At 61.7% G+C, this 19660-nt stretch carries 22 protein-coding genes, 1 tRNA gene and 1 pseudogene; 20 read left to right on the forward strand and 4 right to left on the reverse strand.

Annotation, left to right across the window (positions count from 1 at the left end; translation table 11 throughout):
* Positions 1-38: 38 nt before the first annotated feature.
* Positions 39-1289: a helix-turn-helix transcriptional regulator gene (locus tag OG439_RS46245; RefSeq protein ID WP_326946661.1), complete on the reverse strand. Its 1251-nt coding sequence runs from the start codon at positions 1287-1289 to the stop codon at positions 39-41.
* Positions 1290-2072: 783 nt separating this feature from the next.
* Here OG439_RS46245 and OG439_RS46250 point away from each other — a divergent pair.
* The 8 genes from OG439_RS46250 (at position 2073) to OG439_RS46285 (ending at position 5970) form a co-directional block, all read left to right on the forward strand.
* The gene (locus OG439_RS46250) at positions 2073-2462 is read left to right on the forward strand and encodes a hypothetical protein (RefSeq protein WP_326946662.1); all 390 of its coding nucleotides are present in this window, start codon (positions 2073-2075) and stop codon (positions 2460-2462) included.
* Between the two features lie 15 nt (positions 2463-2477).
* Entirely contained in the window at positions 2478-2672 is a 195-nt protein-coding gene (locus tag OG439_RS46255) for a hypothetical protein (protein ID WP_326946663.1), read from the forward strand.
* Entirely contained in the window at positions 2665-2886 is a 222-nt protein-coding gene (locus OG439_RS46260) for a hypothetical protein (RefSeq protein ID WP_326946664.1), read from the forward strand. The genes OG439_RS46255 and OG439_RS46260 overlap by 8 nt, the downstream gene beginning before the upstream one ends.
* Positions 2886-3263, forward strand: coding sequence for a hypothetical protein (locus OG439_RS46265; RefSeq protein WP_326946665.1), 378 nt, complete (start codon positions 2886-2888; stop codon positions 3261-3263). Before OG439_RS46260 ends, OG439_RS46265 begins: the two co-directional genes overlap by 1 nt.
* A gap of 26 nt (positions 3264-3289) precedes the next feature.
* On the forward strand, positions 3290-3538 hold the full coding sequence (locus OG439_RS46270) for a hypothetical protein (protein ID WP_326946667.1): 249 nt from the start codon (positions 3290-3292) through the stop codon (positions 3536-3538).
* 23 nt (positions 3539-3561) lie between these two features.
* Complete coding sequence (locus OG439_RS46275) at positions 3562-4284, forward strand: S1 family peptidase (protein WP_326946668.1); 723 nt, start codon at positions 3562-3564, stop codon at positions 4282-4284.
* Positions 4285-4415: 131 nt separating this feature from the next.
* A complete protein-coding gene (locus tag OG439_RS46280; RefSeq protein ID WP_326946669.1) occupies positions 4416-5024 on the forward strand; it encodes a hypothetical protein in 609 nt (202 codons plus the stop codon).
* 292 nt (positions 5025-5316) lie between these two features.
* A complete protein-coding gene (locus OG439_RS46285) occupies positions 5317-5970 on the forward strand; it encodes a J domain-containing protein (protein WP_326946670.1) in 654 nt (217 codons plus the stop codon).
* Positions 5971-6491: 521 nt separating this feature from the next.
* Here the strand turns inward: OG439_RS46285 and OG439_RS46290 are convergent.
* Positions 6492-7571 carry a hypothetical protein gene (locus OG439_RS46290; protein WP_326946671.1) on the reverse strand — a complete coding sequence of 360 codons (1080 nt, stop codon included), beginning with the start codon at positions 7569-7571 and terminating at the stop codon, positions 6492-6494.
* A gap of 231 nt (positions 7572-7802) precedes the next feature.
* On the opposite strand from OG439_RS46290, the gene OG439_RS46295 reads away from it, so the two are divergent.
* From OG439_RS46295 to OG439_RS50520, 10 genes and pseudogenes are all read left to right on the forward strand, one after another.
* The gene (locus OG439_RS46295) at positions 7803-8048 is read left to right on the forward strand and encodes a hypothetical protein (RefSeq protein ID WP_326946672.1); all 246 of its coding nucleotides are present in this window, start codon (positions 7803-7805) and stop codon (positions 8046-8048) included.
* Positions 8049-8259: 211 nt separating this feature from the next.
* Positions 8260-8385 carry a hypothetical protein gene (locus OG439_RS46300; protein ID WP_326946673.1) on the forward strand — a complete coding sequence of 42 codons (126 nt, stop codon included), beginning with the start codon at positions 8260-8262 and terminating at the stop codon, positions 8383-8385.
* Positions 8382-8666 carry a hypothetical protein gene (locus OG439_RS46305; protein WP_326946674.1) on the forward strand — a complete coding sequence of 95 codons (285 nt, stop codon included), beginning with the start codon at positions 8382-8384 and terminating at the stop codon, positions 8664-8666. Before OG439_RS46300 ends, OG439_RS46305 begins: the two co-directional genes overlap by 4 nt.
* Before the next feature lie 56 nt (positions 8667-8722).
* Positions 8723-9502 carry a transposase family protein gene (locus tag OG439_RS46310; RefSeq protein ID WP_326951577.1) on the forward strand — a complete coding sequence of 260 codons (780 nt, stop codon included), beginning with the start codon at positions 8723-8725 and terminating at the stop codon, positions 9500-9502.
* Between the two features lie 355 nt (positions 9503-9857).
* Positions 9858-12152: a type IV secretory system conjugative DNA transfer family protein gene (locus OG439_RS46315; RefSeq protein ID WP_326946675.1), complete on the forward strand. Its 2295-nt coding sequence runs from the start codon at positions 9858-9860 to the stop codon at positions 12150-12152.
* 163 nt (positions 12153-12315) lie between these two features.
* Positions 12316-12942, forward strand: coding sequence for a replication-relaxation family protein (locus OG439_RS50515; RefSeq protein WP_442792268.1), 627 nt, complete (start codon positions 12316-12318; stop codon positions 12940-12942).
* Positions 12943-13018: 76 nt separating this feature from the next.
* Entirely contained in the window at positions 13019-13393 is a 375-nt protein-coding gene (locus OG439_RS46320) for a helix-turn-helix domain-containing protein (protein ID WP_326946676.1), read from the forward strand.
* Positions 13356-13571: a hypothetical protein gene (locus OG439_RS46325; RefSeq protein ID WP_326946677.1), complete on the forward strand. Its 216-nt coding sequence runs from the start codon at positions 13356-13358 to the stop codon at positions 13569-13571. The genes OG439_RS46320 and OG439_RS46325 overlap by 38 nt, the downstream gene beginning before the upstream one ends.
* On the forward strand, positions 13568-13984 hold the full coding sequence (locus tag OG439_RS46330) for an ImmA/IrrE family metallo-endopeptidase (protein WP_326946678.1): 417 nt from the start codon (positions 13568-13570) through the stop codon (positions 13982-13984). The genes OG439_RS46325 and OG439_RS46330 overlap by 4 nt, the downstream gene beginning before the upstream one ends.
* 134 nt (positions 13985-14118) lie before the next feature.
* Positions 14119-15066: pseudogene (locus OG439_RS50520) on the forward strand (recombinase family protein); the annotation flags it as partial.
* A gap of 312 nt (positions 15067-15378) precedes the next feature.
* Here OG439_RS50520 and OG439_RS46345 read toward each other — a convergent pair.
* Together OG439_RS46345 and OG439_RS46350 are read right to left on the reverse strand one after the other, a co-directional pair.
* Positions 15379-15573 (reverse strand): hypothetical protein, encoded by a 195-nt coding sequence (locus tag OG439_RS46345; RefSeq protein WP_326946682.1) that lies wholly within the window; start codon positions 15571-15573, stop codon positions 15379-15381.
* Between the two features lie 127 nt (positions 15574-15700).
* Positions 15701-15773: transfer RNA gene (locus OG439_RS46350), tRNA-Ala, on the reverse strand.
* A 280-nt stretch (positions 15774-16053) separates the two neighbouring features.
* Between OG439_RS46350 and OG439_RS46355 the strand changes: the two genes are divergently transcribed.
* Positions 16054-18267, forward strand: coding sequence for an RICIN domain-containing protein (locus OG439_RS46355; protein WP_326946683.1), 2214 nt, complete (start codon positions 16054-16056; stop codon positions 18265-18267).
* Between the two features lie 240 nt (positions 18268-18507).
* Positions 18508-19638 carry an ABC transporter substrate-binding protein gene (locus tag OG439_RS46360; protein ID WP_326946684.1) on the forward strand — a complete coding sequence of 377 codons (1131 nt, stop codon included), beginning with the start codon at positions 18508-18510 and terminating at the stop codon, positions 19636-19638.
* Positions 19639-19660: the final 22 nt, after the last annotated feature.

Genomic DNA, 19660 nt, shown 5'->3' on the forward strand with positions numbered 1-19660 from the left:
GCAAGCCCAGTGGTCAAGAAGTTAGCCGACATGCACGACTACCCCCGTCGCATCTCCTCATAAGCCTCGCGCAACTCCAGTGCCTCGGGCATCTTCCGCGCCTCAACAGCTCGCACCACTTCTGCTGCCCGCCAGTGATTCGACGGCACCACCCGGCCAGACGCCAGCGCTATCTGTGTGGCCCCCACTGCCTCGTCCAGCCGGTCACCGACTATCAGCGTGAGTGCGAGGTCAAGGTTGGCGGACGCCACCCGACGCGGCCACTTGCCGTTGTGCTCCTGCCGGTTCAGGCGGTCGAGGATTTCGCGGGCAAAGCTTTCGGCCGCCGGGTCTCCCGCCCATGCCAACGTCGTCGCCATGTAAGCGACCGACTTGTTGGGGTCATAGTGGTAGTGGTGTTCGGGGCGGTCGGGCACCTTGAGCGGCGAGACCAAGTGGTTGACGCGCTCAATGGCGCGATACATGTCGGTTGTCTCGCCCAGCCGCGCCAGTGCTCGGCCCTCCTGCGCGGTGGACTGGATAGCGATGGAACTGCCGGCCGGAGCGAAGCTCTGCGAACGGCGGGAGAGTTCCAGCGCCCCGTGGTAGTCGCCGTCTGTCAGGAGCCACCAGGCTTCGGTTTCCAAGCCCCAAGCCCGGATCTCGTCGTGTTCGGCGTGCTTGGCGAGGCTATCCGCGGTACGCAGTCGCGCCCGGGCGGCAGCTGGTTGCTTGAGGTCGATGTGCACCGTGCCCGCCAGCAGAGACAGCCAGCCGCCGACCACCAGGAGACGGCGGTGTTCGGCGAGCGTCATCCGCCCTTCAAGGAGCTGGCCGACGTACTGCAAGTACCCCCGGAGCTGCACTGCGAGATCGGCCGGCGCGGTCGTGGCGTAGGCAATCGCCACGTCGTCCACGATGTGCTCAAGCTGGGAGAGCGTCTCGTTACCGACATCGCTGGCGGTAATCCGGCGTGCAAGATCCCAGGCGGCGGCCTCGTCGTCCTCGGCGGTGGCATCAGCCGGACGGAGCGCCGATGCAGCGGGTAGGAGCTCGGCGGCAGGGCGTTCGTCCGTCAGCAGCTCGTCGAGCTGCGCGCGGGTGACGTCGAGGAGTTTCGCGAGCTTCGGCCGCTTGTACGGGATGGGTTCAGACTTGCCACTCTCCCAGTTGCGCACTGTCCGAGGGTCGGTGTGTAGGGCTTCGGCGAGCGATTCTTGGGTGTACCCGGCCGCCTTCCGTGCCCGGATGAGACGGTGCCGCGTACCTGCCACGTGCTCACCCTTCCGTGCGAACCGCTCCCTGGTCATTACCGCAGGTCAAGCCTAGCAAGTGCCGGTGCTCTTCCGGTGAGTGCCCGATTGACTACCTGGTGTAAGCGGTAGCCCACGACCAAGGTCAACAGCGGTGTTCGGGGCAACTGCCCCTCGTTGAAACCTCGCAGCGTAGGCAGCACGGCTAGCCCCCCGGCCGTGTCAGCAAACCCTAGCCCGCTGGTCGCCCCGGACACCCCTACAACTGACTTCCCGCGACCAGGGGTACCAGATGACGGCAGCACTCGAGACGGCAACGCCAGCACCAGCGATACCGCAGGCCACGGCCTACGGCTACATGCGCGTGCCGGAGAACGTGCCCGATTACAAGGTGCGTGACCTGGAGGCCGCTGTCCGCCGCTACGCCGTGCGCCAGGGCTTCCATTTGCGACCTTCTTCTTTGAGTTCCATTGTGGCTCGCGGGAAGGCTTTGACGAGCTGGTTGCCGAACTGCTGCGTACCCGCACACGCTATGTCGTCGTACCGAGTCTGCGACACCTGGCACAGAACGAACTCTTGCAAAGCGCCATGCTCGAACAGTTACGGATTGACGTCGGGGCCGAAGTGTTCGCCATGCGGGAACGGACAGCCATTGAGTGACGAACCGTCGGCCCCGGTCGCCCGGCACCTGGTCAGTACGCCGAACCTGTGGGCGCCCCTGGCGCACCTGTCGTGGTGGCTGCACGAGCCGGAGGAAACCGGCCGGCTGTGTGAACTATGCGGCTATCTCTGGCCTTGTCCTCGCTACCGCATATTGACGACTCCGAAACGGTGCGCCGCATGAGCTTGTCCCCTGAAACGCACATTGTCGTTGACGCCCTCGAAGCTGCCAGCCGGGGCACGTCTGCGCTGGCTGGTGATATCCGGGCGAACCGCCGGTCAGTAGAAGGCGAAAAGCGGTATGCCGATTTCTTGCGGGAGCTGGCCGGCATCCTCGAAGTGAGTGCTTGGATGTACGACGAACAACAAAACCCGAGTGCGCGGGTTCTTGACCTGTCAGAGCATCGGCCGACCGCCCCGGCGACATCATCTCCTGATTTCGCCCTGTTTGGCGACTTACTTGGTGAACTGGGCACGCTGGTGCACCGTTTCAGCGAACGCTTCGTCGAAGCACATAGCCGCCCGCCGGAGCCAGAACCGCCCCACGACCCGCCACCGATCACTGCCTAGAGAGACGCCGCACACATGAACGACGAAACCAAAGCACTCATTGAATCGCTCCAAGCGGTTAGTCGGCATGCCGAGCCGGTCGCCAACGCTCTGATGCTCGACACAATGACGCCGGAGAAGCAACGTGAGTATGCCGGAATGCTCCGCAAACTGGCGGCGCTTCTTGAAACGCACGCCGGTGACGATACCGCTGAGGTTCGCGATGCCTGAATCCCGAACGAGCCTCTCCGACCTTATAGGGCACACCAGCGCCAACCTGAAGATCGTGGCCGCGCGCTTCAAGGTTGGTGTGGTGTCGGCCGACGAACTCAAGGAGTGCAGCGGCATGTTGACGGCGCTCGCTGACGCTCTCAACCTCCACGCCGACAAGACGCCCGGTTCGGAATCAAGCGGCCGGCATGCCCTCAAAGAACCGCCGCCCTAGTGATCGGCTGGGGGATCTTCTCGTTGGTGGTCGTTGCTGTGCCTTTGGTGGCGGTCGCCGTCTGGGTCTACGGCGAACAGCGCAGTAGTCGGCAACGACGCAAGTTCCTCCAGCGCTACAAGCAACGGTCTGTGGCCGGTATCCGCTCGCGGGTTGAGCAGGAGCTTGCCACCGAGGACACGCAGGTCATGCCCAAGATTCCGCGCGAACCGCTGGCGCCCGATCCCTTGCAAGACGGGCACATTTCCGGCTATCTGCCGCTTCCGAAACGAGTGCGAGGCTACGGCCGCAAGCCCACGCCCTACCCGCGCATGCCAGCGCCACCTCCCGAAGACGAACTCATGCGCCGCATCCTTGACGGGTTGAAACGCCTCTAATAGTCCCCACCGAACGGACAAAACCCGTGGCCTACGTGATTATGTTTTCCAACGAACAGATTGCTGACTGCTTCCTGCAAGCAGCGCTTTGGCTCCGCCAGTCCGCCCAGCGCAGCGTGAATATCCACGCCGTAGCGGTCGAAGTGCAGATAGAAGACGAGCCGGACGGCACGCCCGAGGCGCACCACCTGACGCTTTGCTACAACGACGGCAACGACCCGCCCGGCGATGCCGAGCTGGTGGCGTACCGCACCGAGCATGGGCGAGAACTGTAATCCGTGCTCCCTAATCCCCTCTGGTGCCCGACACGCCGGACTACGGACGCACCAACTACCACACCTGCGGCGGCGCACTCCTGTTCCGCTCCTGGGTGGTCACCAACGCCCACTGCGTGACCGACATGCCGCAGGAACTCGCGAACGCTCGGAACTTCTCCGCCAACACGGGCGAGGGTGGCCAGCCCATTCCCACGAAGGCCAAGCAGTTCCGGGTGCGCGTCGGCTCCAAGGACCGGACGACCGGCGGTGAGCTGGCCGACGTGGTGGGCATCGTCGTCCACCCGGGATGGCACTGGGGCATGACCTCGCCGACCGACGACATCGCCATGCTCAAGCTGGACCACCCGGTCAACCAGCAGCCCATCCAGCTCGCGGGCCGCACTGCTCAGCCCGGCGACCGGACCATGCTCTATGGCTGGGGCGTGGACCAGCCGGACTGTTCGTCGGACCTCCCGACGCAGCTCCAGCAGCTCAGCACGCGGGTGCTCCCGGCCGCCAAGTGTGCCGATGCCGGCCAGAGCAGCGGCGAGATCTGCACCAGCAACCCGCACGGCACGGACGGCCCCGGCCCGGGTGACTCCGGCAGCCCGGCCGTCAAGGTGGTCAACGGCGTGCCGCAGCTCGTCGGCACCGGTAGCCGGGGAGCCAAGCAGTACCCCGGTGAAGGCCCGACCATCTACACCAGCTCGCCGGACTTCCGGCAGTGGCTGTACAGCACGGCGCGCGGGATTCCGGCCGCGTAGCTGATCTTTCACCAAACGCCAGGCCATCCGGTGCGGATGGCCTGGCGTTTGCACGTGCGAGGGCACCTCGTAACGGCCTGGAAAGCGCCACCGATCTACCGGCATCGACAGGCGCACAGACTGGAGCGAAGATGGCGGACGAACCAGAAGATCCAAAAGCTGCGCCCGCAGAATCGGATGCCCCTCCGCCGCGTCGCTGGAAGTGGAAGATGCCGGCCGCCATCGGCGCGGCCCTCATTGCGGCGGCGACTGCCATTACCGTCGCGATTATCACCAGCTCGGGGAGCAAGCCGTCCAATAGTGCGCCATCGCCAACGGGGCCGGTCACGTCGCCTCCGAGCGGCCCAGACATCACGATATGCAACGGGAACCCTGTCGATCTGGTTTTCGGCGGCGACGACCTCGGCCCGGCGGCGTACGCCGTCTTCACGATCAAGTGCCCTCCGGAAGCTGGCCGCGAGTATGCCTACGTGGTCGAGGCCGAAGACGTTGGCACCAACAAGCACCAGGAGTGGTACCCGAAGTACCTGCTTCCCACGCAACCCGGACAGTTCGCCAAGTACACCGTCGATCTCAGCAAGGACAAGGTTGGAGACAAGAACTGCATCTACGCCGTCAGCGTGACTCAGGTCGGATGGCAGGCGATCCGAAGCAGCCTTGAGCCCGGCGGCTTCATGCTCCACCCGCTACCTGATGCACCACTTGTGTCCGAGACGAAATGTGGAACGAGGAAGTATTAGGGCTCGCCATACGAGAACGTGACGAGCACGCCGAGAGGGCAATCGGTCGACTCAGCTGAGCTAGTCACGCCCTCAACCAGCAGCCCATCCCGTTCGCCGTACTTCCGACGGCTACATGACACGTCGCGAAGCATTCCGGCTGTGGCGTAGCCGATGTGAAGGCGAAACGCCAGGTCACCTACGTCGTAGTGATCTGGCGTTTTGCTGCGCGGTATCGAAAGAGTGAACTAGCGACACTGATTCTGTGTTCGCTTTACAATGTGACAGTTTGCGAACACGAGGAGTTAGGCCAGTGAAGCAAAATCACTATGAGGTGCTGGGGGTTGCGCAGGATGCGACGTTTAGTGAAATCAGGAGCGCTTACCGGCAGTGGGTTAAAGTCAATCGGCCCGATCTAAGTCCATCCAAGCATGTGCGCGCAGAATTTGTCTGCATAAAAGAGGCCTACTATGTGCTGCGAGATGCAGGCAGACGAGCCTTATTTGACAACGACTCTGACGATCTGTCGAGTGACGAGTCGCGCCGCACGTCATCGCGGACGGAATGGCCAACCGCGCCACCAAGCACATACAGAGAGAGTCCATCAGAGTCTCACCATGAGGAACGACGCCATGGATCTACTGAAGAGCAGTATTCCGAGGTGTTTGAAGATGAAGACGTCTACGACGAGCCGACTTATACCGATAACTTATCGGACAGTAAGCCGCCATCGCTGACAAAGCATGCTCTGACGCAGGGCTTTTGGTGTCTGTTCTGGTTTGGCTTAGCAGTCGGATGTTTCTATATGCCTGACGTTGTAACAAGACCTTTCCGGGAGGCGAGCAATAAGGGCGAGGTCATTGCCCCGCTGGGCGCCGGGATTGTTGGCTTGTTGTTCTATGTTGCAAGCCTCGTGTGCGCATTAGTCGGCATTGCACAACTCTTTAATACGAGGTCGCGCGATTGACTTATCACGCTGTTCGTGTTATAAGTAGATACATAACTAAATATGGTCAATTCACATGTCAGAGCAGTATTCCGGTCAAAATCACGAAGAAGCCCTCCCTTCTGGGGCGCGCATTGCAGAACTGCAAGTAGCGCTCGCCGAAGCTCAGGAACAGCGCCGTGAAGCGGAGAGGTCTGCCAAACGGGCTGCGCCTGTGGCAGTGGGCCGTCAGTACAGCGCTTGCCTCACCTATGATGCCGTATGCTCCGAGCGCAGACCACTGCTATCGCAACATGCGCGCGCCGGATGGGACTACTCTGGTTGTCATTGGGAACCAAGGAGAGGGAGGGCACGCCTATCGCGCAAGAGACTCTTAGCTTCGACTTGAGCACTTGGCGAGAACCCGGTGAAGTCCAAGTCTTGCCATACCTAAGCGAGGTACCGTTAGGTGCTGAAGCAGTCGAGAGCCTCTATCTTCAGGCAAGTCAATCGATACCGATTGGACCAACGGTGTATACATCGCGCAGGCAATCCTAAAGAAACTATCGTACCCATTGCGATCGTCGCCGTCGTGTGACATGTATGAGTACGTCACCACGGATCATTTGTGGGTCATCGTGGTTACCTTTGCCGCGCAACCAAAGCTTCGGCTCATCCTTCGGCCGAGTCAGCTCCTTAAGTGGTATTGTTTTTGTATAATTCTCTTCGATTGAGCACCTGCAATGTGGACATAGAACCGTCGGCTTAGTGCCGCCAGTCTCGCAAGTGATGCAGTACCAGGTAAAATTGACGGCTAGGTAGTAAGGCAAGCCGAACTCACGCTCGCTGACTGTGATAGTCGTTTCGAGTGGCGGCTCTTTACGTCCTCCCTGCTCCGCTACCGCGCCCGATGTCGTTGTACTCGGCTCTGCGACCTGCTCGGCTTGCATGCGGCTGAGCGCACGTCCAACCTCATCACGTTGCTCGACCGCGTGAGCCATCTGCACCTCAGCAACTCGCCGTAGATCCTGTTCGTACTTGATTATTTCTAGCTGCGCTTGCAGTGCCTCATTAGCCGCCTCCAAGGCTTCCCGTTCCTCTTGGAGTAGTCGAACCTGGTTTTCCGTACGGATAATTTCTTCTTGGGCGTACTTGAGCTGAATGGTCAGCTCCGCAATGTAGTGGTCACGTTCAGCGCGTTCGCTTGCGAGTGCGCTCGTCTGTTGCTGCTCGGCCGCCAGTTTTTCCCGTAAACGAACCTCCTCGTCTCGCAGTGCGGTAATCTGCCCCGTGGCGTCAGCAAGTTCACGTTCTGTCTTGTCTAGCTGTTCTTGGACAATCTGACTGCCGGCCTGACTTTTTTGCGTTGTCAGGTCAAGCCACTTATTTTGCCATCGCGCCTCCAGTAGTGCGGGAAGATGGCAAGCCTTCAGCACTTTAGGAACAGTTCCCGAGCGTGAAACTGCCTTGCCGTTGATGAGATTGTGCAGTGTGCTGGACGACATGTGATCTGCGCGCCGCGCCACGTCATTGCGCGTAAGCCCGCATGCGGCGATGAGTCGACCGACCAAGACGCCGTACTCCGCGAGCGTCGTTGCCGTGGATGGGTCGATCGCGGCAGCGGCGGCCGGCAGTTCGTTCACAGGTATGTCCTCCTCGCGTACCGCACAAGTCAACAGCCAGTGACCGGCACACGCAAGAGTTGCTGCCGTTCTGTTTCGTTCGCTTTGCCGTTCGCTGTCATTCGCTACCACTCTGACCTCGTCTTTGTCGTTCGCGTAGCTTCCGAACGGGCTGCCCGCTGCGCCACAGTCGATGCCAGCAGCGATGACCCGCTGTGACACCGCGACATAGCGGGAGGAGGTGCACCCTTCGTGAAGCACGGCTCTGGTTCAGTCGTCGGCCGCCTGGTGGCCATCGTGGCGGGGTTGGTCGCTGCTGGGCTGTTCCTGAAGCTCTTGGCCGCACTGCTACAGCCGGTCTTGCCGCCGAGCCTGTGGCAAGCAGTGTCCGGCGGCTTTGACCTGCTGTTGTCGCTGGTAGGCCCCGCGCTCATCCCCATTGCGGCCGCTGTCATCCTCGGTGGCTTGGTTTGGGTGTTCGTCGGCCGTCGTCGGTAGGCCGTTTCTCTGTTTTCTCAGTTCTTCTTCCTGTCTGGAGTTATGCAATGACAAAAGTTGCCTTGGCACTGCTGTGTCTGCCGTTCGTTTGCTGGGTCTTCGGGATGATCTTGTATGCCGTGCTGCCGCCGTTCCTGTTCTGGCTCGTCGTGGTCCTGCTGGCCGTCTGGGCGGGACGAGCGATCGTGAAGGCCGCGGAGTCGTCCAAGCGGTGAGCACTTTTCTGCTCATGGCCGCCGCTGGCCTGGCCGGCTACGCCATCGGCCGAAGTCACGCATGGTTTCGCATCGCCCGTCGTCTGATGGGCGCCACCAAGAAGAAGGGACTTCGGAAATGAGTAACACGATACCTACCCCGCAGGCCGGTGACCTCGCCGTGCAGGTCAGGCGGCTCTCCAAGCTGCTGGCCTCGACCGTCGAACGACTGGAAGCCGTGGAGAGCCTCCAGGCCGTCACCGTCGACGAGCAGGCCCGCGTGGTTGAGGAGCTGGAGCGTCAGACGGAACGGCTCCGGCAGGTGGTGGAGCGGCGAATGCCGCCCACCAGCCGGAGCCTGCCGCTGTCGTCGGTTTCCCGTTCGACGACTCCGAACACGAGCTGGCCGCCGTCGCCCTCCTAAGGGATGTCTCGTAACCCGGCGTGGGTCTGGTCGTGCATGTAGTCGATCATGGTGTGGTGCAGGTGATCTCGGCATCGCGACCGGAGTGGATTACCCCGTTCACGGGGCTGGAACCAGGTCAGTTCCGGAAGCTGGTGCGGATCGTGGCGAGACGTGGCGGAGACGAGATCGCCGATGGCCGACCTGGCCGCCAGTGGCGCCTCGACCTGGCCGATCGTGTGCTGCTGGTCGCGACGTACTGGCGGACAAACCTGACAATGCGCCAGATCGGGCCGCTGTTCGGAGTGTCGCACTCCGCGGCGCATCGAGTGATCGACACCATCGGACCGCTGCTGGCGCTCGCACCAGTCCGCAAACGCCGGATCGACGCGATCGCGATCGTCGACGGCACCTTGGTGCCGACACGGGACCACCGGTTGGCGGCACCGTCGAAGAACTACCGGTACTCGGCGAACGTGCAGGTCGCGATCGACGCCGACACCCGCCTGGTGATCGCCACCGGCGACGCCCACCCGGGCAACCGCAACGACTGCACCGTCTACCGCGACTCCGGAATCGAACGCGAACTGGCAGGGCGCCCGGTGATGGCTGATGGCGGCTACCAAGGCAATCCCGAGGTGATCATGCCCTACCGCAAACCTCGTGACGGTAGCGATCTGCCGGACTGGAAAGAAGACCTCAACGCCGGCCACCGCAAGATCCGCGCCCGCGTCGAACACGCGCTCGCTCGGATGAAGTGCTGGAAGATCCTGCGCGACTATCGCCGCGCCGCCCGCACCCTGAACGACACGGTGTCCGGAATCGCACACCTGCACAACATCCTCCTCACGGACTGATCCGCAACACCAGCACCACCAAACACAAGATCAGTTACGAGACATCGCTTAGGGACACAAGATGTCGGGGGTACCCGTGGGTACCCCCGACGAGTGCCCGTTGTGAATTCTACGACTTGACAGTTGCCACTTGGCAACGCATAACAATGCGTAGGGCTTGTTGCCTTCTGGAACGCCTGGTCAAGTAATAACGGAGGGAATGGATGGGAGAGTGGTATATCCGCGTCATCGAGAAGCGACGCAAAAACGTAGACATAGATCTGCTTGCGCAGATCGCCGTAGCACTGGCGCGTCAACTGGCAGAAGACGAGGCTAACCAGCGTACGCCTGCTGCGTCGAGCGAAGGAGACGCCAAATGCTCATAATGCTCGTCGGACTACTTTGTATTGCAGCTGCACCATTGGGGTTTGTCCTGTGGCTGCGCAACGCTATCGCGGTAAAATGGCGTAACGAGCTTGTTGCGTACGAAATGCAGATGCCGGCCAACTTATCGGCCACGGATGGGCAAGCTTGGTTAAGTAACATTCAGGCTCGTACGCATCCAAGTAAGCTCAGCCTGTATCCACTGCGGCCCGTCTGCTGGGAAGTTGTGAGCAACGTGCGAGGCATCTTCTTCTACGTCATGACCAGTAAGTCCGCTGAGGCCAACTTGCTCGCCAGCCTTCGCGGCTCGCTCGCTGGCGCGCGCATCACCGCCGCACCGGACTACCTCACAGACGCGCCCACGTTTCGTGTTGCCGCCGAAGCGACAACGACAGCTGACCATCGCCCCCTAGCGGTTACCCGCGTCGAACCGGCCAGTGCCGCCCTCTTAGCGTCACTTCAGCCGATCGCCGGACCTAATACGGAGATACGGCTTCAGTGGATATTTGTCAGTGGAGGCACACCGGAGCCGGTACGCTCATCATTTGATGCCAACGGCCAAGGGGCGTTAGCCATCGTCGAGCAGAGTGGCATTGGTGATGCGGAGGCGGTCCAGGCCGCTCGCATCAAACACCGCGAACCGATCTTGCTTGGAGTCGCCCGTGTCGGCGTGGCCGCCCCAACAAAAGCTCGAGCTCAGGCGCTGTTCGGACGTGTCTGGAGCACCCTTCACGGCTTGAACGCTCCAGGAGTGCGCTTGCGGCGGCGGTTCATCGCATCGGCGGATGTTGCTGCGCGCCTCACACAGCGGAAGTACCCTATTGCCTCCTGGCCAGTCACCTTTAATGCCACCGAAGGTGTCGGCCTGCTCGGCTTTCCCATCGGCGGCCTGTCGCTGCCGGGGATGGCCTTCGGTACCGCGAGGCAGCTACCGGCGGCCTACAGCATGCCCACTCATGGCCAAGTTATCGCGATGTCGAACTATCCCACTTCGCTAACACGGCCGCTTGCCTTGACGGCCAAAGATAGGACACAGCATACCTACCTCGTTGGGCAGACCGGTACGGGTAAGTCAGTGCTCCTCAGTCGTATGATCCTGAACGACATCCGGGCTGGCTACGGTGTTTTTGCCTGCGACCCAAAGGGCGACCTCATCGGAAGCGTACTTGAAAGAATCGACAGTCAAACCGCAAAGCGCATCATCGTGTTGGACGCGAGTAAGCGTGAGCAGCCAATCGGGCTGAACATCCTTGGCAATGCGCACACCGAGCAAGCTCGGGAGCTTGCTGTTGACAATATTTTGCACATCTTCCGCGAGATTTGGGCTTCGTACTGGGGCCCGCGTACTGACCAGATCTTGCGAGCTGCACTCAATGCGCTCATCCATGTGCCTGCTCGTGACGGTTCCGCCATGACAATTTGCGAAGTCGTGCCACTCCTCACCAATCCGTCGTTTCGTCGATATGTCACCAGTCATCCGCGCCTGCCTGAGCACTACCGCGCCTACTGGGAACGCTTCGATCAGTTATCCGAGAACGACGTCTTGCAACAGATCGGCAGTGTGCTCAATAAGGTCGAAGCTTTCACGCAACGCATACCGATTCGCCTTATGCTGGGACAATCGGCCGGCATTGACTTTGAAGATATTTTTCGTCGTGGTTCCGTAGTGCTCGTCAACTTGGCAAAAGGTGACATCGGCACGGAGACAGGAAATCTTCTGGGGGCTCTGCTTATCTCCGAGTTGTGGCGAGCAACATTGAACCGTGTGAAGATTGCTCCAGAGCGACGCAAGCCATGCTTCGCATATATCGACGAAGCACAGGATATCGTACGGCTACCGCTGCCGATCGCGGACATGTTGGCGCAAGCACGCGGCTTTGGCCTGGGCATCACGCTCGCCAATCAGTACCTCTCGCAACTGCCGGAAGTCGTTCGCGCGGCTGTCCTCGGCACGGTGCCTACACGGATCGCCTTTGCCGTCGAACATGATGATGCCAAGCTGCTCGAACGTCGTTTCGGTCCCTTAACGGCGGACGACCTCACCGGACTAGCGCCATACGAACTCGCTATGCGGCCTTGCGTCCATGGTCAGACCCTCCCGTCCGTGACGGGCGTCAGCTTGCCGCCTGAACCACCAATCTCGGACGCTGCTGCTATCGCGTCGCTCAGCCGTGAACAGTTCGGTGTCGCGCGGCATATCGTTGAGGAAGCGATGACCCGACGCATTACGCAAGACCAGCGCAACATAGCGCCAGTTGGCCGTCAAAAACGAGAAGGCTCAGCATGAGCCGCGTTGTCTTCGGTGTTGTCATCGGCGTTGATAGCCACTTGAACAGCGTGCCAGTGTTCACACTGGTCAGAGCCATGCCGGCCGCATTAACGCCGGGGACACTCTTACCCTCCCCAGGAGGTTATCTGGTCGCAGTAGAATTGTTTCTCGGGCACGCGCATTGCATCGGCTCGTTGACTGGCGCGTGTTAAAGCCGTTTTCCAGACGAATTGGTGGTACGGCTCACGGCTCGACGGAAACAGTGTTTACGCTCGATTCTTGCGGCATCATGTTGTCAGATATCTTTGAGAATCATATTGGACAAGGAGGTCACCTTCGCCGGCCGACTATCCCCGGTGAACGATTCATAAGTCATGCTGTTGCTACTTCGGAGCTATATGTTCAGGCGATCGAATCGCATCAATGTGGAGCTTTGGAATTGGTGCAGTTCGAAGCTGAGTCTCGTGCGTGGATGCCGGACGGGAACGGCGGACTGCTAAAACCCGACGCGTTTATGATTGTTGCTAAGGGTGACAACGTGGACAGTTGGGCCGTTGAGGTAGATAAAGCTACGGAACATCGACCTGCGCTTAGGCGCAAATTTGAGACGTATATAAGCTTTATGCGGCGTGGACAACTCGCCCCAAATGGGGTTATGCCACGCGTGCTCATCACATGTCCCGATGAAGCGCGTCGGAGCGTTGTACAGGATGTCATTGAACGTTTTTCACGAGACGTGCAAGGGGTGTTTTCAGTCAGTGCAGAAGCTGATGCAATGGCGTTTGTCTTGAGTACGCTAGACACCTAGTGTCACTCGTTGTAATTACTACAGTTGCCAGTTGGCAACTGATGCGGGATAATGCCTGTATGAAGAGGAGGCAGGCATGAAAGATGCGCAGACTATTGGAGAATATACAAAGACAAAAAGAACACAGGCAGGCATAACGCTCGGGGAGCTTTCCCGGCTTGCGGGCGTGCACAAGAGCTTCATATCTCGGCTTGAATCTGGAGAACGCCACAAGGCGGCACCCGAGGTACTTGAACGCATTGCGAACGTTCTGAAGCTCGATCCGAGCGAACTGCTGAGCTTTATCGGCGTGACACCACAACCACTGCCCCCGGTGCGGACGTATTTCAGACGGGCGTACGGGGTCAGCGAAGAGGGTGCGGACGTACTCGCTCAGCTTATCGAGGATTATCAACAACGAAAGGAGGGAGAACATGACGAAAACAACAAAGGACATAACAAGGCTGATTGACGATCTGCGCGCACTGCTGCCCCGCCGTCCGCTCAGCTACGGCGAATCGCTGCACGCTGCACGGTTACAGGCGGCAGAACTTCGAAAACAGCTTGAGGCGTCAGAACCTGACTTCAATCTGATTTGGCTCATTGAACAGCAGACGGTTCCCGTGTCGTTCGCGCCAGAGTACAAATGAACGGGACGAGCGGGATCACCACGAACGCCGGGGACGCACAGATAAAGGTATTCATCAATGCTAACGAGCCGCCCGTGCGCCAAAGATTCTCATTGCTTCATGAATTTAAGCACGTACTTGATTTTGATTTTGTAGACACGTTGCACGAGAGCCTTGGCAGTGGTGACCTGAACCGGCGAGCCCGGCAAATTGAGCTGATCTGCAATGAGTTTGCCGCGTGTGCGCTCATGCCCGCCAACCTCGTAAAGCGCGTTTGGCTGCGAACACAAAATATCGAGCTTGCGGCCGGCATGTTCAATGTGTCACCAGAGGCTATGAGTACGCGACTTTCTCGGTTGGGGTTGATCGGCGTACCCGCACCCGCGCCGAAGATGTACTTTCGTCGCCAACTTGTCAGCTTGTGCGTAGCGTAATTGGCCTTGTTCCTTAACATTTAGGAGGTGATGAACGGGTGTCCAGTACCACCCTCAACCGGCACGTACGCGGTGAAGCAACCAAGCCCGCCCTGCGCGTTGTTCTGTACCTGCGGGTGTCCAGCAAGCGTCAGATGGACACCGGCGCCGACTTCGACCGCGACGGCAACAGCATCGACACGCAGCGGAAGTATGGGCGACAGAAGGCCAAGACTCTTGGTGCGGTAGTCGTCGGCGAGTACGTCGAACCCGGCTACTCGGCGCAGACCATCGAGAAGCGCCCAACGTTCCGCGAGATGATCACGCGCATCCAGCAAGACCGTGACGTCGATGCCGTGATCATCTACCAGCGGTCGCGGGCCTTCCAGAACTACATCGAGGCTGGAACGACCGAGCTGGCGCTAAAGCAACTCGGCGTCGAACTGGTCTCCGCCCGCGAGGACTTCGGCGACGGCGTCATGGCCGAAGGCATGAAGGCCATGACCGATGTCTTCAACTGGCTGCAAGTCCGCTTGAGCGGTGAAGACATCAAGGCCAAGATGGCGAACAGCGCCCGGAATGGCGGAACGGTGCACCGCGCTCCGGTGGGCTACCTGAACCAACGCATCACGGTCGACGGTCGCCCGGTCAACGGCGTGGTGCTCGACCCGGAACGGGCGCCGTTGGTGCGGATGGCCTTCGAGCTGTACGCGACCGGTGAGGAGAACTTCCGGACGCTGGCCGTCAAGCTGGCGCAGGCCGGGCTGCGGATGCCCGCCCGAGTTAACTCTCCAGGCGGACCGATCGGCGCCAAGAAGCTCGGGCTCGTACTGCGAGATCGCTACTACGTCGGGTATGTCGAACATGACGGCGTGGAGTATCGGGGGCGACATACGGCTTTGGTGAAGCCGGAACTGTTCGAGCAGGTGCAGCGGCTGCTCGCTAAGCACACCGATGCCCACGTCCGTCATCGGACTCATCACCACTTCCTCAAGGGCCTTTTGTTTTGCGAGCGTTGCAAACACCGGTTGGTGATCACCTACGCCCAAGGCCGTCGGGGTGGCGATTACTACTACTTCTATTGCCGGGGTCGCCAAGACGGTGTGTGCGACCTGCCTGGTATCCCCGTAGAAGTCGCTGAGGCCGCCGTGGAAGCTCACTACGCCGCCACGGTCACCATGCCGGCCGAATGGCTGGCGACGGCTCGGGCGGGCATTGACGAGGCAGTGAGCGCTGACCGTCAGCTGACTGACGAGCTGCGCGAACGCTACGCTGCCCAACTTGTCAAGCTCGACAAGAAAGAGAGCTACTTCCTCGACCTGGCCGCCGAGGAGGAGTGGCCCAAAGCCAAGCTGCGCAGCAGGTTCGACGGCATCCGGGCCGAGCAAGCCGAGATCACGGCGACGCTGGAACGGTCAACTACGAACCTTGACACCAGTCGGACGATCTTCCACCAGGCGTTCGAGTTGCTGGCTGAGCCGTACCAGGTGTACAAGGCTGGTGACGAAGTAGTACGCGGCATGCTCAACCGGGTGTTCTTCGCCCGGCTCTACCTCGACGCCGAGAAGGTCACGGACCAAGTGCTCAAGGAGCCGTTCCAGTCCATCCAAGATGCCTACCTGATCGAGCGCAAAACCAAGAAGAGCGCCACCCTGGCGAACCAGCGTGACGCTCCCGGTGAGGCAACCTCATCCGCATTGACCTCGAAGGGTCAAGTTTGTGATAAGGCTCGTTACGTGGAGCTAAGGGGACTCGAACCCCTGACCCCCTCACTGCCAGTGAGGTGCGCTACCAGCTGCGCCATAGCCCCGAGGCGAAGGTGTACTCCGCATCTCGTATGGCCATACCCTACACGCCGTCCCGAGGCCCTCGACGCGGGGGTGCCTGCATGGTCACCAACTCGGGCACAACCTTGTGACCTGCAGTTTTAGGACTTATTTTTAGGCGTGTATTGACTCCCGGTGTGTCCGCCGTTACATTTTCGGCGGTTGTGACGCCGAGGTCCCCGCCCGTTACGCCGCGTCTTCACCGGGCATGCCTCTGCCGTTTCCTGCTCGAAGAACGCCGCCTGTGCGGCAGAGGAGGTTTCGATGAAGAGTCCGGTGCGACGGCGGGTGATGACGGTGCTCTCGGCAGCGTCCACCCTGGTCGCGGGCTTGATCACCGTCGTCGCGGCGGCGCCGGCGGCTCAGGCCGCGATCACCCCTGACGGGTGGTACACGGTCGCCGCCGTGAACAGTGGTAAGTGTGTCGATGCTCGGGCTGCCGCCAGTGCCAACGGCACCGTCGTGCAGCAGTACAGCTGCAATCAAAGCGCTTCCCAGGAGTGGCAGTTCCAGTCGACCGGGGACGGCTACTTCCGCGTCAACACGCGCAACAACGCCGCCGCGGCCTGGGATGTCACCGGCGTCTCGACCGCCGATGGCGGGCTCGTGCAGCTGTGGAGCTACTCGAACGGCCTCAACCAGCAGTGGCAGGCCGTCGACGAGGGCAGCGGGCGGTACCACTTCGTGAACCGGAACAGCGGGAAGTGCCTCGACGTGCCGAGCGCCTCCACCGCCGACTCCGTCCAGCTTCAGCAGTACTCCTGTAACAACACCAGTGCGCAGTCGTTCACACTTACCCCCGTGGGTGGCACTACTCCTCCGACCTCCGGCCAGCCGGACCTCGGCCCGAACGTGGTGATCTTCGACCCGTCGATGTCGAGCTCCAGCATCCAGAGCCGGCTCAACAGCATCTTCAGCCAGCAGGAACGCAACCAGTTCGGCAGCCAGCGCTACGCCGTGATGTTCAAGCCGGGCACGTACTCCAACGACGTGAACGTCGGCTTCTACACGCAGGTGCTGGGCCTCGGGCTGAGCCCGGACGCCGTGACGATCAACGGCGCCGTGCACGTCGAAGCCGACTGGTTCCCGCCGCAGAACGCGACGCAGAACTTCTGGCGCGGCGCCGAGAACCTGTCCGTCAACCCGACCGGCGGCGCCGACCGCTGGGCGGTCAGCCAGGCCGCGCCGTACCGCCGCATGCACGTCCGCGGTGACCTGCAGCTCGACGACGGCGGCTGGGCCAGCGGCGGCTGGATCTCCGACTCGAAGATCGACGGCCAGGTCCGCTCCGGTTCGCAGCAGCAGTGGATCTCGCGCAACTCGCAGTTCGGCAGCTGGAACGGCTCGAACTGGAACATGGTCTTCGCCGGCGTCCAGGGCGCTCCCTCGAACACCTTCCCGAGCCCGCCTTACACGACCGTCGCCTCGACGCCGGTCGTGCGCGAGAAGCCGTTCCTCTACATCGACAACGCCGGTAACTACCAGGTGTTCGTCCCCGGCGTGAAGACCAATGCCTCCGGCACGAGCTGGGCGAACGGCACCGCGCCGGGCACCTCGCTGCCGATCGACCAGTTCTACATCGCCAAGCCCGGCGCGACCGCCGCGGACATGAACGCCGCGCTGGCCGCCGGGAAGAACCTGCTGGTGACGCCCGGTGTCTACCACCTCAACCAGGCGCTGCACGTGACCCGGCCCGACACCGTCGTGCTCGGCCTCGGCATCGCGACCCTGGTGCCGGACGGCGGCGTCACCGCGATGAACGTCGACGACGTCAACGGCGTGAAGGTGGCCGGCCTGCTGATCGACGCCGGCACGACCAACTCGAACACGCTGATGCAGGTCGGTGCGGCCGGTTCGACCGCCGACCACTCGGCCGACCCGACGTCGCTGCACGACGTGTTCTTCCGGATCGGCGGCCCGGCCGTCGGCAAGGCGACCAACAGCCTGGTGGTGAACAGCAACAACGTGATCGGCGACCACATGTGGATCTGGCGCGCCGATCACGCCGACAACGGCAACAACGTCGGCTGGACCACCAACACCGCCGACAACGGGCTCACGGTCAACGGCAACAACGTGACGATGTACGGCCTGTTCGTCGAGCACTACCAGAAGACGCAGGTCGTCTGGAACGGCAACGGCGGCCGGACGTACTTCTTCCAGAACGAGATGCCGTACGACGTGCCGAACCAGGCGGGCTGGATGAACGGCTCCACGAAGGGCTACTCCGCGTACAAGGTGGGCCCGAACGTGACGAGTCACGAGGCGTGGGGGCTGGGCAGCTACTGCTTCTTCAGCACCAACCCCTCGGTCGCCAGCGCGCACGCCTTCGAGGCGCCGAACACCCCGGGTGTCAAGTTCCACGACATGGTGACCGTCTCGCTGAACTACCAGGGGACGATCACGCACGTCATCAACACCACCGGTGACACGACGCCGACGGGGACCAAGCCCGTCAACCTGGTGAGTTACCCCTGATCAACCGGCGTGCGCCGTGGTGGCGGCCGCGGCGCACGCCGGTCCTCATTCTCCGTAATGGACGTCCTCACGTGAAACCCGTCGGCCGGGTTATTGGGCAACCGCCGAACGGGCGAAAAGTGTGATTACAGAGCGTGCATGCGTACGGTAGTACATATTTACCGGGAAGTTATGGATTGTTCACCTTGCTCGGGGAGCGTTCGCTCGCACAGCCACCCCGGGTATCGGAGGACGTAGCAAGTGAACAGACGTTTCGCGGCGCTCACCGCGGCGGTCGCCGCAGGTGCCCTGGTACTCACCGCCTGTGGCGGATCTTCCAGCGACAACAAGGACTCCGGTGCCGCCGGCACCGCCAAGTCGGCCGCCGACCTCGGCGGGCTCGACAAGCTCGTCGAGGCGGCGAAGAAGGAAGGCACCCTCAACGTCATCGCCCTCCCGCACGACTGGGCGAACTACGGCGAGGTCCTCGACGCCTTCAAGAAGAAGTACGGCCTCAAGGTCACCGAGGCCAACCCCGAGGGCTCGAGCCAGGACGAGGTCAACGCCGTCAAGCAGCTCAAGGGCCAGGACCGCGCGCCCGACGTGCTCGACCTCGGCGGCGCCTTCGCGCTGACGGCGGCCAAGGACGGCCTGCTCGCGCCCTACAAGGTCGCGACCTTCGCCGACGTCCCGGACAACCAGAAGGACGCCGACGGCCAGTGGGTCAACGACTACGGCGGCTACATCTCCATCGGCTACGACGCCAAGAAGGTGCCGAACCCGCCGACGTCCTTCGCCGACCTGAAGAAGCCGGAGTACGCGGGCAAGATCGCGCTCAACGGCGACCCGACGAAGGCGGGCGCGGCCTTCGCCGGCGTGTACGCCGCGGCGCTGGCCAACGGCGGTTCGTTCGCCGACATCAAGCCCGGCATCAGCTACTTCGGTGACCTCAAGAAGTCCGGCAACTTCATCCCGGTGCAGTCGAGCGCGGCGACCGTGGAGAGCGGCCAGACGCCGATCACGCTCGACTGGGACTACCTGCAGGCCGGCTACGCCAAGAAGCTCGAGGGCAAGGTCGACTGGAAGGTCGCGGTCCCGGCCGACGGCGTCTACTCGAACTTCTACTGCCAGGCGGTCAGCAAGACCGCCCCGCACCCGGCCGCCGCGCGGCTGTGGCAGGAGTTCCTGTTCTCCGACGAGGGCCAGAACCTCTTCCTGAAGGGCCTTTCGCGCCCGGCGCGGCTGCCGAAGATGGAGACGGCGGGCACCGCGGACAAGACCTCGCTCGCGGCCCTGCCGCAGATCCCCGGCGAGACGAAGTTCCCGACCAACGACCAGATCGACGCGGCCAAGAAGGTCGTCGCGGACGAGTGGGCGAAGGCCGTCGGCTGACGTGACGGCCGAGACCCTCACC

The sequence above is a fragment of the Amycolatopsis sp. NBC_01307 genome (genome assembly GCF_035975215.1).
Lineage (GTDB): Bacteria > Actinomycetota > Actinomycetes > Mycobacteriales > Pseudonocardiaceae > Amycolatopsis.

Excerpts from the sequence above, each read along its gene's own strand:
- OG439_RS46245 (WP_326946661.1), bottom strand. The coding sequence starts at position 1,289 with ATGACCAGGGAGCGGTTCGCACGGAAGGGTGAGCACGTGGCAGGTACG.
- OG439_RS46250 (WP_326946662.1), top strand. The coding sequence starts at position 2,073 with ATGAGCTTGTCCCCTGAAACGCACATTGTCGTTGACGCCCTCGAAGCT.
- OG439_RS46255 (WP_326946663.1), top strand. The coding sequence starts at position 2,478 with ATGAACGACGAAACCAAAGCACTCATTGAATCGCTCCAAGCGGTTAGT.
- OG439_RS46260 (WP_326946664.1), top strand. The coding sequence starts at position 2,665 with ATGCCTGAATCCCGAACGAGCCTCTCCGACCTTATAGGGCACACCAGC.
- OG439_RS46280 (WP_326946669.1), top strand. The coding sequence starts at position 4,416 with ATGGCGGACGAACCAGAAGATCCAAAAGCTGCGCCCGCAGAATCGGAT.
- OG439_RS46305 (WP_326946674.1), top strand. The coding sequence starts at position 8,382 with ATGAGTAACACGATACCTACCCCGCAGGCCGGTGACCTCGCCGTGCAG.
- OG439_RS46315 (WP_326946675.1), top strand. The coding sequence starts at position 9,858 with ATGCTCATAATGCTCGTCGGACTACTTTGTATTGCAGCTGCACCATTG.
- OG439_RS46320 (WP_326946676.1), top strand. The coding sequence starts at position 13,019 with ATGAAAGATGCGCAGACTATTGGAGAATATACAAAGACAAAAAGAACA.
- OG439_RS46325 (WP_326946677.1), top strand. The coding sequence starts at position 13,356 with ATGACGAAAACAACAAAGGACATAACAAGGCTGATTGACGATCTGCGC.
- OG439_RS46330 (WP_326946678.1), top strand. The coding sequence starts at position 13,568 with ATGAACGGGACGAGCGGGATCACCACGAACGCCGGGGACGCACAGATA.
- OG439_RS46355 (WP_326946683.1), top strand. The coding sequence starts at position 16,054 with ATGAAGAGTCCGGTGCGACGGCGGGTGATGACGGTGCTCTCGGCAGCG.